The following is a 10,110-nucleotide window of genomic DNA, read 5'->3' as shown; positions in this document are numbered from 1 at the left end:
GCGTGCGGCGGCGCGCCGCCGTCCGTCCCGGCGAGCCGCCAGCAGAGCAGGAGGACGGGCGCGCTGAGCGCGGCCGCGAGGGCGGTGCGGCGCGCCTGCGCGATCGTGAGCTCGCGCTGGAATTCGGGGGCGACGTCCGCGACGGCGCCGAAGTCGCGGACGGCGCGGCGCGCGGCGGCGTCGGCGGGCAGGCCCGTCGCGGCGAGGGCGTCGGCCGCGTCGGTGAGGCCGTCGCGCACCTCGGTGAGCATCCGCGCCTTGGTGCGGGCGGGGCCGTGCAGGGCGGCGGCGAGCGCGGCGACGTGCGCGTCGATGATCACGACGTTCTCGGTTCGAGGACGGCGCCGATCGCGGACGTGAACTCGCGCCAGGACGTCCGCTCGCCCGCGAGGGTGCGGCGGCCGGCGTCGGTGAGCTCGTAGCAGCGGCGGCGGCGCGCCCCGGCGGACTGCCAGCTTCCGGCCAGCAGCCCGAGGCGCTCGAGCCGGTTCAGCGCCGGATAGACCGTGCCCGTGCGCAGTTCGAGGGCTCCCCCGCTGCGCTCCTGGACGGCCGTGATGATCGCGTACCCGTGCAGCGGGCCGGATTCGAGCACGGCGAGCAGCAGGGCGTCCAGGTGTCCCCGTACCGCGTCTCCCCTCATGTGTAGGCAGCCTACCCATAGGAAGCGTAGGCGTGCTATGCATTGGTGGCCAATATGTTGGTGACCTACCCAAGAGGAGTCACGATGACCGAGGTGCTGCTCACGCTGCACGTGCTCGCGGCGATCCTGGCGATCGGACCGGTGTCGGTGGCCGGGTCGCTGTTCCCCCGCTACGCCCGTGAGGGAAGCCCCGGGGTCATGGCGCTCCTGCACCGGATCTGCCGGAACTACGCGCTGGTCGGCGTCGCGGTCCCGCTGTTCGGGTTCGCGACGGGCGCGACGCTCGGCGTGCTGACGCAGGCGTGGCTGCTCGCCTCGATCGCCTTGACGGCGGTCGCCGCGGCGCTGCTGGCGTTCGCGATCATCCCCGGCCAGGCGCGCGTCCTCGCCGGGGACGTCCCCGGCGAGGAGGCGGCGGGACGACTGGCCATGACCACCGGGATCTTCAATCTGCTGTGGACGGTCGTCGCCGTCCTCATGATCGTCCGCCCGGGCGCGTGACGCCGCCCCGGCGGCTACTCGGCGCTCGCGACCGACAGGGCGCGCAGCCGGAACACCGCCAGGAAGGCCGCGACGGCCGTCACCGCGACCAACAGCGTGATCGCCACCGGCAGGCCGACGGACGAATCCACCATCGTCGCCGAGGTCAGCGAGTCCGTCACCGACAGCGCCCACGCCTGGACGGACGCGGACTTCGCGCCCGGCGCGAAGCTCGCCAGCAGCGACTCCCACACCAGCGCGTACAGCAGCCCGATCGTGACGGCGTTGCGGCTCGCCACCGCGAGCGCCACGAAGATCGAACTGTAGGCGAGGCCGCCGACGAGGACCCCCACCGTGTACGCGGCGGTCACACCCGCGGTCGTCCCGGCCAGCAGGATCCCGGCGAGCAGCGTCGGGACGACCGCGAACGCCGTGACCAGCACGATCGCGACCGCCAGCTTCGTCAGCACGATCACCCGGCGCGGGATCGGCTTGGTCAGCACGTACATGATCTGGCCGTCGTCGATCTCCGGGCCGATCACGCCGGTGCCGGCGATCAGCGCCAGCAGCGGCAGCAGCGTCGCGAGCCCGAACTGCTGCAGCACGAGCGCCGCGGTCTCCAGGTCGTCCTCGCCCATGACGCGGATGCCGGCCGCGAGCGCCACCAGGATGGCGGGCAGCACGAGCAGCAGCAGCGCGCGGCGCCGGCCGAGCATCGACCGGAAAGTGATCGTCGCGATCGTCGCGTTCATTTCGCCACCAGGTAGGAGAAGACGCTTTCGAGGGACTCGTCGGCCGGGGAGACCTCCCACAGCCGGACGTCCGCCTGCTTCGCGACCTGCGGGAGCAGCCAGGTGAAGCGCTGGAAGTCGGTCGCCTCGACCTGCAGGCCCTTGTCGGTGAGCCGCACGCTGCGCGCCGAGCCGTCCGCGATGATCGCGGCGGCGAGCGCGCGGTCGTCCGCGGACCGGACGAGGAACAGGTGCGGCCGGTCGGTCATCAGCCGGCGGATCCGGCGGAAGTCGCCGGACGCGGCGTGCCGGCCCGCGACGATGACCTCGATGTGCCCGGCGAGCCGCTCGACCTCCTCCAGGATGTGCGACGAGAAGAGGATCGTGCGTCCCTCGTCGGCCATCCGCCGGATGAGGTCCATCAACTGGAGCCGCTGCCGCGGGTCCATGCCGTTGAACGGCTCGTCCAGGAGCAGGACGGGCGGGTCGTGCACGAGCGCGGACGCCATCTTGATCCGCTGCTTCATGCCCTTGGAGTAGTTGCCGATCGCGCGGTCCGCGGCGTAGTCCATCTCGACGAGGCCGATCGCGCGGCGCGCGGCGGCGTCCGGATCGGGCAGCCTGTGCAGCTTCGCCATCGCCTGGATGAACTGCGCGCCGGTGATGAAGTCGTAGGCCGCCTCCCGCTCCGGGACGAGCCCGAGGCGGCGGTAGACGTCCGGGTTGCGCCAGATCGGCGCGCCGTCCAGCGTGACCGTCCCGGAGGACGGCGCGAGGAACCCGCCCATCATGTGGATGAGCGTGGACTTCCCGGCGCCGTTCGGGCCGAGCAGTCCGGTGACGCCCGGGCCGATCGTCATCGTCACGCCGTTGACGGCGACGACGTTGCCGTACCAGCGGGACACGTTCTCCAGTTTCAGCTCGCTCATGAGAGGCCCGCCTTCCGGAACCGGCGGTACAGGACCGCGATCGAGCCGAGGACCAGCACCGCGCACAGCGCCAGCGCGGCCAGCCCGCCGCCGACGCCCGGCGCCACCGCCATCGACGCCGGTTCCGCGCCGAGCAGCCGCACCTGGACGGTGTCGACCAGGTCGAAGGGCGCGAACAGCGACATCCAGCCCTGCAGCGTGAAGTTGCCCTGCACCTCGGCGAGGGTCTGCACGATCGCCACGAAGGCGACGGACAGCATGTAGACGGCGATGACCGCGGCGACGCCGAACCCGCGCCGGGGCGTGAACGCGGCGACGACCATGCCGATCGCGGCGAGCACGGCCGCGAACAGCACGCAGCCCACCAGCGCCGTCAGGAAGTCGAGGAGCTGCCGGCCCGAGTCCGGCGCCTTCGCCACCAGCCCGCCCACGTACAGGACGGTGACCGGCACGGCCGTGATCGCGAGCAGCGCGGTGGCCATCGCGCCGATCTTGGCGAGGACGAAGTCGAGATGGTCGATCGGGCGGGAGAAGTACAGCGGGACGACGTGGAAGCGCAGCTCCCGGGACGCCAGCACCGGCGCCTGCGTCGCCGTGAAGATCGCGATGACGACCTGCATGACCACCGCGTAGGACGAGTACGGGATCAGCGCGTCCGCCTGCTTGGTGACCGCGAACGCGGCGACCGACCCGGCCGCCGGCAGCAGCATGATCGCGCCCAGCAGGAACGGCATGACCTTGGCGCGGGCGGGCCGGCCCAGCCCGAACGCGGCCCGCAGGTTGTGGACGTACAGCGACCGCAGCACGTACCCGCGGCCGTTGCGGCGGCCGTCGTAGTGCCGGTAGCCGATGTCGTGGATCGTGCTCGTGCTCATCGGGGCGCCCCCTGCCCGTGCGCGGCGGCCGCGGCCGGGTCGCCCTGGAAGACCTCCTCGATGCGGTGCCGGCGCTGCTCCATCCGGATCAGCCGCAGCCCCAGGTCGGCGACGCCGTCCCGGACGAGGTCGTAGGTCGCCTCGCCCGCGATGTCGATCACCAGCAGCCGCCCCTCGGGCCGCACGCTCGCGCCCCCCTCGCGCAGCCGGGCGCCCAGCTCGTCGCGTCCGTCCTCGACCTCCACGGTGAGGACGCCGCTGGCCTCGGTGTACGCCTCGACGGCCTGGGAGCGCAGCAGCTTCCCGCCGTCGATGATGACCACATGGTCGCAGACGCGTTCCAGCTCGCCCAGCAGGTGCGAGGTGACCAGGACGCTGATCCCGAACTCGGCGCCGATCCGGCGGATCAGCTCGAGCATCTCGTCGCGTCCGGCCGGGTCGAGGCCGTTGGTGGGCTCGTCCAGGAACACGAGCTTGGGGTCGTGGACGAGCGCCTGCGCGAGCTTCACCCGCTGGCGCATGCCCGTGGAGTAGCCGCCCATCGGGCGGTACCGCTCCTCGTACAGGCCGACGTGCCGCAGCGTGTCGGCCGCGCGCTCGCGGGCCGCGGTGGCGGGCAGCCCGCACATCCGCGCCATGTGGACGACGAACTCGGTCGCGGAGATGTCCGGCGGCAGGCATTCGTACTCGGGCATGAACCCGACGTTCTCCCGGATGCGGACGCCCTCGCGCGCGATGTCGAGCCCGAGCACGCTCGCCGTCCCCGCCGTGGGCGGCTGCAGCCCCAGCAGGATCTTGATGAGCGTGGACTTCCCGGCCCCGTTGGCGCCGACGAGCCCGACGACGCCCGGTTCGACGGCCACGTTCAGGTCGTCGAGGGCGGTCACCCGGGGGAACCTCATCGTCAGGCCCTGGGTGGCGATGATCGGCATGGTGCCGAACCTATCGCCTGTGTTGTCCGGGCACGTCGGTCTTAGGTGCCATCCCGCGCGCCATAAGTCTGATGCCGGCATCGACCAAAGTCGCCCCGTGGAGCGACGCGCGATCAGTGGTGCGGTCCCACGCCCGGCCGCACGCGGCGCCGCACCGGCCGTCCCGTGGACGTCCGGTGCCCGCGGCGCCGCAGGACGAACCCCCACACGCCCCGCTGGACGAGCAGCGTCCCCGTCCCCGCGATGACCATCCCGCCGAAGTTGGCGCCGAGTTGCAGCAGCGACCCCTCGATCTCGCTGCCGTGCCGCAGCGCCAGCGCCACCCCGAGGTTCCCGGCGGCCGGCACCGTCGTGACGGAGATGAACACGCCGACGAGCGGCGACGCCTTCCCGGCCGTCAGCGACAGCACCCCCGCGGCGCCCGCGAGCAGCGCGACAATGAACGACCAGCGGTCCGGGCTGTAGATGAACGCGGTCAGCGGCCGCTCCGCCGGCAGCGCCGCCGTCTCGATCACGCCGAGCCACCGGCCGGCCAGCGCGCACAGGAAGGTGACGGCGATCGCGAGCGGGAACCCGATGAGCAGGATGCGCACCCCGGCGAGGATCTGCCGCCACCGCCACCGCACGACGCCGTAGCAGATCGCCGCGACCGCGGCGAACTCCGGCCCGAGCACCATCGCGCCGACCACCAGGATCGGCGAGTCGGTCAGCGCGGCGATCGCCGCGATCTGCGTCGCCAGCACCAGGAACACCACGAACGACCAGGTCAGCACCGTCCCCTCGGTGACCTGCCGGTCCAGTTCGTCCCAGACGACGGCGTCGTCGCCGTGCCCGGGGACGCGCCGCTCCGCGTTCGCCGCGACCACCGACATCGACAGGTCGATCAGTTCCACCGTGATCGAGCCGTCGCGGTCGATGCCGAGGTCCTGCAGCGCGTCGAGCACCTCGTTGGCCGACTCGCGGGCGACGTCCCCGGTCACCAGATCGCCGCGCGGCGACAGCGCGGCGCCCCGGACGACCACGATGTTCACCGCGCCGTCGCAGCCGGCGAGGACCTCGCAGACCTCGTCCGTCCGGTCCGGCGGGACGATCGCTCTCACGTGCAGCACGTTGCGCATCCTGCCCCGGCCGGCCGTCCCTAATGGCCTCCTTCGCCGTCCCGTATCGTGTGACCGTTCATTCACGGTCATCGCGGCGAGAACCCCCAGGTACCCCAAGGAACCCCCCAGGACGGTGACATCCATGGCACGCGTGGCGGTGGGGCTCGTGCTCGCCGCGTCCCTGACGGCCTGCAGCGTGGACGTCGGCGTCTCCGACTCCCGCTCGCCCGCGCCGCCCGGCGAGGCCGCCGGAGCCCGCGAGGCCCTCGCGGGCCTGCGCGTCCAGCCCGAGGGCGACGGCGACGGCTACGAACGCGCCGCGTTCGGCACCCGCTGGAAGGACACCGACCGCAACGGCTGCGACCAGCGCAACGACGTCCTCGCCCGCGACCTGGAGGACGTCCGCAAGCGCGGCGACTGCGTCGTCGTCGCCGGGCTCCTGCACGACCCGTACACCGGCCGGGAGATCGCCTTCACCAAGGCCGACGCCGCCGAGGTGCAGATCGACCACGTCTACCCGCTCGCGCTCGCGTGGCGGATGGGCGCGTCCCGCTGGCCCGAGCGCGAGCGCGAGCGGTTCGCCAACGACCACGGCAACCTGCTCGCGGTCTGGGGCGTGCCCAACGGCCAGAAGGGCGACTCAGGTCCCGCCGAGTGGAAGCCCCGCAAGGCGTTCCAGTGCGAGTACGCGCTCACCTACATCGGCATCGCCGCGATGTACGACCTGGCCGTCACCTCCGCCGACAAGCGCGCCCTCGACGGCTTCCTCGACCGCTGCTGAACCGGCCGCCCTATGCTCGACGCATGAGCGAACCCATCGAGCAACCCGCGAACGAGCGGGACGAACGTCCCCGCGTCCGGACGGAGCGCGCCATCGGCGCGCGCGCAACGGGCGCCGAGGTCACCGGCGCGTCCGCCACCGGCCTCAACCTCCGCGTCGGCAACGCGTTCGGCTCCCTCGCGCTCGGCTCGATGGCCCTCGGCGCGATCGCGGTCGGCGCCGTCGCCATCGGGAAGCTCATCGTCAAGCGCGCGGTCGTCGACCACCTGGAGGCCGGAACCGTCGAGATCAAACACCTCAAGGTCGGCCGCCTGGACATCGAAGACCGCTAGCCGGGCGCCCGGCCGGGCCCGTCCCGCGACCGACCCGCCGTCCGCGCGGCGGGGGACGCGGCCCCCGCCGGGCGCGGGGTCCGGTCAGCGGAGGGCGGTGCGGACCACGTCGGCGAGGTGGTCCGCGACGGTCTGGGCGTGCTCCTGCGACGCGGCCTCGACCATCACGCGGACCATCGGCTCGGTGCCGCTCGGGCGGATCAGCACCCGGCCGGTCTCGCCCAGGTCGGCCTCGGCGGCGGCGACGGCCGCGGCCAGTTCCGGGGACGTCTTCGCGCGGGTCTTGTCGACGTCCTTGACGTTCACGAGCACCTGCGGCAGCCGGGTCATCACCTTCGCGAGCTCGTCCAGCGGACGGCCGCGCCGGGCCATCGCCGCGAGGAGCCGCAGGCCGGTGAGGACGCCGTCGCCGGTGGTGGCGTGGTCGAGCATGATGACGTGGCCGGACTGCTCGCCGCCGAAGACGAACCCGCCCGCCTTCATCGCCTCCAGCACGTACCGGTCGCCGACGGCGGTCTCGACGACCGTGATCCCGGCCTCCCGCATCGCCAGCTTGAAGCCCAGGTTCGACATGACGGTCGCGACGACGGTGTCGGCGGCGAGGGCGCCGGACTCGTGCAGTTCGAGCGCGAGGATCGCCATGATCTGATCGCCGTCGACGACCTCACCCGCGGCGGTCACGGCGAGGCAGCGGTCCGCGTCGCCGTCGTTGGCGATGCCGGCGTCGGCGCCGTGCTCGCGGACGGCGGCGCGGAGCGCGTCGAGGTGCGTCGAACCGCACCCGGAGTTGATGTTGAGGCCGTCCGGGGCGGTGCCGATCGTGAAGACCTCGGCGCCCGCGCGGCGCAGCGCCTCCGGTGCGACGTCGCACGACGCGCCGTTGGCGCAGTCGACGACGACGCGCAGGCCGTCCAGCGAGGCCGGGACGGACGCGACGAGGTGCGCCACGTACTGCTCGACCGCCCCGTGCGCGTCGCGGACGCGGCCCACGCCGGCGCCGGTCGGCCAGTCCCACTCCTCGCCGAGCCGGGCCTCGATGCGGTCCTCGGTCTCGTCGGGCAGCTTGTGGCCGGACCGGTCGAAGAACTTGATCCCGTTGTCGGGGGCGGGGTTGTGCGACGCCGACAGCATCACGCCGAGGTCGGCGTGCAACTGGTGCGTGAGGTACGCGACGGCCGGGGTGGGCAGGACGCCGAGGCGCAGGACGTCCACGCCGGAACTGGCGAGGCCCGCGACGACGGCGGACTCGAGGAACTCGCCGGACGCCCGCGGGTCGCGCCCGACCACCGCCAGCGGCCGATGCCCCCGGAACTCGCCCTGCTCGCCGAGGACCCGCGCCGCGGAGACGGACAGGTCCATGGCGAGCCGGGCGGTCAGGTCACGGTTGGCGAGCCCCCGCACGCCGTCGGTCCCGAACAGACGAGCCACAGTTCAACTCCCGGAGAGACGAAAAGGCCGCCCGGACGGGACGGGACGTGCGGCGTCCCGTCCGCGGCCGTGCGGCCATACAAAGCGAACGAACCGGAAAAAGCGGACGAGCCGCCGCACCCGGCGCGCCGACCATGCGGGTCGGCCACGGAGAAGCCATGGGGTGCGGCGGCTCGTGCCGTCGATCAACGCTTGCTGTACTGCGGAGCCTTGCGGGCCTTCTTGAGACCGGCCTTCTTGCGCTCCGGCACCCGCGCGTCGCGGGTGAGGAACCCGGCCTTCTTCAGCGCCGGGCGGTGCTCGATGTTCGCGAACTGCAGCGCGCGGGAGATGCCGAGGCGCAGCGCACCGGCCTGGCCGGTGGTGCCGCCGCCGTTCACCCGGGCGAGCACGTCGAACTGGCCCTCCAGGCCGAGCAGGACGAACGGCTCGTTCACGATCTGCTGGTGGACCTTGTTCGGGAAGTACTGGTCCAGCGTGCGGCCGTTGATCTTCCACTGGCCGCTACCGGGGACGATGCGCACCCGCGCGATGGCCTGCTTGCGGCGGCCGGTGCCGGCGGCGGGACCGGTCGCGACCGGCTGGCCGAGGAGGCCCTCGCCCGCGGCCTCGGGGCTCTCGGTGGTGTACTCGGACGGCGCTTCCTCGTACGAGTCGAACTCGACGCCCTCGGGCGTCTCGGTGCCGGTGGACTCGTCCACGGTTCTCCTAGGGTCTTCTAGCCAGGGCGGCTGGCCCGGTCATCGGGTGCCCCGGCGGCCACTGGTTCGGACGCGCACGCGGCCGCGTGCACGGTACCGGGCGGCTGGCGGGCGCACTGCGCCCGGAGGCCGGCCGGTTCTGCTCTTACTTGCCGGTCTGGCTGATCTGGGTGATCTCGAACGGGACCGGCTTCTGCGCCTGGTGCGGGTGCTCCGGACCGGCGTAGACCTTCACCTTGCGGAACATCTGGCGGCCGAGGGTGGTCTTGGGCAGCATGCCCTTGATCGCCTTCTCGACGGCCCGCTCGGGGTTCTTGGCCAGCAGGTCGGCGTAGTTCACCGACCGCAGTCCGCCCGGGTAGCCCGAGTGCCGGTACGCCCGCTTCTGCTCCAGCTTGTTGCCGGACAGCGACACCTTGTCGGCGTTCACGATGACGACGAAGTCACCGGTGTCGAGGTGCGGAGCGTAGATCGGCTTGTGCTTACCCCGAAGCAGCTGCGCGACATGACTGGCGAGACGGCCCAGCACGACATCGGTCGCGTCGATGACGTACCACTGACGCTGAACGTCAGCGGGCTTAGGGGTGTACGTGCGCACGGTCGTCAGCCTTCGTTTCTCGTCGACTTTCTCAGCGGATCTCCTGCTCGCGCCGATCAGACTCGTATTCGTTCCGACCGAGCGCTCCGGGAGGCCGGGGCCCGTGCGAGCGCACATGGGGCACACCGACACGTGGATGCCGTCGTCGTCCCGCCGCCTGGGCAGGCGCCGACGCATACAACAAACCCGCAGGATACTAGCCCGCGCGGGCGCGGGTCAAAGCGAGCAACCGTGACAGTCTCCCAGCCGCCCACCAGTATGCCCCACCCGGCGGACCGGGACGCCCCCGGCACCCCTCTCCTCACACCCGGTGGTCACAGTACGTCGCGAAATGTACGCAGAGTGATCATTTTGCCGGAATCTCCTTACTCGGATGTTCATAAAGAGATAAGGTGCCGCCGACCGGTCCCCCCGCCGGCGTACCGGCGTACGCCGGCCAGCCCCCGGGAGCCTCCGCTGTCCACTCCCCGCCGCCCCGGCCGGCCCGCCGGGCGACCCCAGCAGCCCCACGGCGACGGCCGCACCGGCCGTCCCGGCCCCGCCGCCGGCCCCGGCCCGCGTCCGGGCGCCGCGCCGCCGC

At 72.6% G+C, this 10,110-nt stretch carries 13 protein-coding genes; 3 read left to right on the top strand and 10 right to left on the bottom strand.

Features of this window, described 5'->3' with window-relative positions:
* Both ACFQ11_RS35600 and ACFQ11_RS35595 read right to left on the bottom strand, forming a co-directional pair.
* The coding region (locus ACFQ11_RS35600) for a permease prefix domain 1-containing protein (protein ID WP_378306970.1) at positions 1-320 on the bottom strand (320 nt) is incomplete at its 3' end.
* Entirely contained in the window at positions 317-643 is a 327-nt protein-coding gene (locus ACFQ11_RS35595; RefSeq protein WP_378306968.1) for a helix-turn-helix transcriptional regulator, read from the bottom strand. The genes ACFQ11_RS35600 and ACFQ11_RS35595, both read right to left, overlap by 4 nt.
* A gap of 84 nt (positions 644-727) precedes the next feature.
* Here ACFQ11_RS35595 and ACFQ11_RS35590 point away from each other — a divergent pair, with 84 nt between their 5' ends.
* Positions 728-1,144, top strand: a complete 417-nt coding sequence (locus tag ACFQ11_RS35590) for a hypothetical protein (protein ID WP_378306966.1) — start codon at positions 728-730, stop codon at positions 1,142-1,144.
* A 14-nt stretch (positions 1,145-1,158) separates the two neighbouring features.
* On the opposite strand, the gene ACFQ11_RS35585 is transcribed toward ACFQ11_RS35590, so the two are convergent.
* The 5 genes from ACFQ11_RS35585 to ACFQ11_RS35565 form a co-directional block, all read right to left on the bottom strand.
* Positions 1,159-1,875, bottom strand: a complete 717-nt coding sequence (locus ACFQ11_RS35585) for an ABC transporter permease (RefSeq protein WP_378306964.1) — start codon at positions 1,873-1,875, stop codon at positions 1,159-1,161.
* Positions 1,872-2,783, bottom strand: a complete 912-nt coding sequence (locus ACFQ11_RS35580; protein WP_378306962.1) for an ABC transporter ATP-binding protein — start codon at positions 2,781-2,783, stop codon at positions 1,872-1,874. The genes ACFQ11_RS35585 and ACFQ11_RS35580 overlap by 4 nt, the downstream gene beginning before the upstream one ends.
* Positions 2,780-3,658 (bottom strand): ABC transporter permease, encoded by an 879-nt coding sequence (locus tag ACFQ11_RS35575; protein WP_378306960.1) that lies wholly within the window; start codon positions 3,656-3,658, stop codon positions 2,780-2,782. Before ACFQ11_RS35575 ends, ACFQ11_RS35580 begins: the two co-directional genes overlap by 4 nt.
* Positions 3,655-4,590 (bottom strand): ABC transporter ATP-binding protein, encoded by a 936-nt coding sequence (locus ACFQ11_RS35570; RefSeq protein ID WP_378306958.1) that lies wholly within the window; start codon positions 4,588-4,590, stop codon positions 3,655-3,657. The genes ACFQ11_RS35575 and ACFQ11_RS35570 overlap by 4 nt, the downstream gene beginning before the upstream one ends.
* A gap of 113 nt (positions 4,591-4,703) precedes the next feature.
* A complete protein-coding gene (locus ACFQ11_RS35565; protein WP_378306956.1) occupies positions 4,704-5,699 on the bottom strand; it encodes a DUF389 domain-containing protein in 996 nt (331 codons plus the stop codon).
* A gap of 133 nt (positions 5,700-5,832) precedes the next feature.
* On the opposite strand from ACFQ11_RS35565, the gene ACFQ11_RS35560 reads away from it, so the two are divergent.
* Together ACFQ11_RS35560 and ACFQ11_RS35555 are read left to right on the top strand one after the other, a co-directional pair.
* The gene (locus ACFQ11_RS35560) at positions 5,833-6,471 is read left to right on the top strand and encodes an HNH endonuclease family protein (protein ID WP_378306954.1); all 639 of its coding nucleotides are present in this window, start codon (positions 5,833-5,835) and stop codon (positions 6,469-6,471) included.
* Between the two features lie 23 nt (positions 6,472-6,494).
* Positions 6,495-6,803 carry a hypothetical protein gene (locus tag ACFQ11_RS35555; RefSeq protein WP_378306952.1) on the top strand — a complete coding sequence of 103 codons (309 nt, stop codon included), beginning with the start codon at positions 6,495-6,497 and terminating at the stop codon, positions 6,801-6,803.
* Positions 6,804-6,887: 84 nt separating this feature from the next.
* Here ACFQ11_RS35555 and glmM read toward each other — a convergent pair whose 3' ends face one another.
* The 3 genes from glmM to rplM form a co-directional block, all read right to left on the bottom strand.
* Positions 6,888-8,231, bottom strand: coding sequence for a phosphoglucosamine mutase (glmM, locus tag ACFQ11_RS35550; protein ID WP_378306950.1), 1,344 nt, complete (start codon positions 8,229-8,231; stop codon positions 6,888-6,890).
* 185 nt (positions 8,232-8,416) lie between these two features.
* Positions 8,417-8,932, bottom strand: coding sequence for a 30S ribosomal protein S9 (gene rpsI / locus ACFQ11_RS35545; protein ID WP_378306948.1), 516 nt, complete (start codon positions 8,930-8,932; stop codon positions 8,417-8,419).
* 145 nt (positions 8,933-9,077) lie between these two features.
* Entirely contained in the window at positions 9,078-9,530 is a 453-nt protein-coding gene (gene rplM / locus ACFQ11_RS35540) for a 50S ribosomal protein L13 (RefSeq protein WP_075905053.1), read from the bottom strand.
* Positions 9,531-10,110: the final 580 nt, after the last annotated feature.

Source organism: Actinomadura sediminis, assembly GCF_042675525.1.
Lineage (GTDB): Bacteria > Actinomycetota > Actinomycetes > Streptosporangiales > Streptosporangiaceae > Spirillospora > Spirillospora sediminis.
The sequence above is the reverse complement of the archived record's forward strand: the minus strand, read 5'-3'. Positions and strand labels throughout refer to the sequence as shown.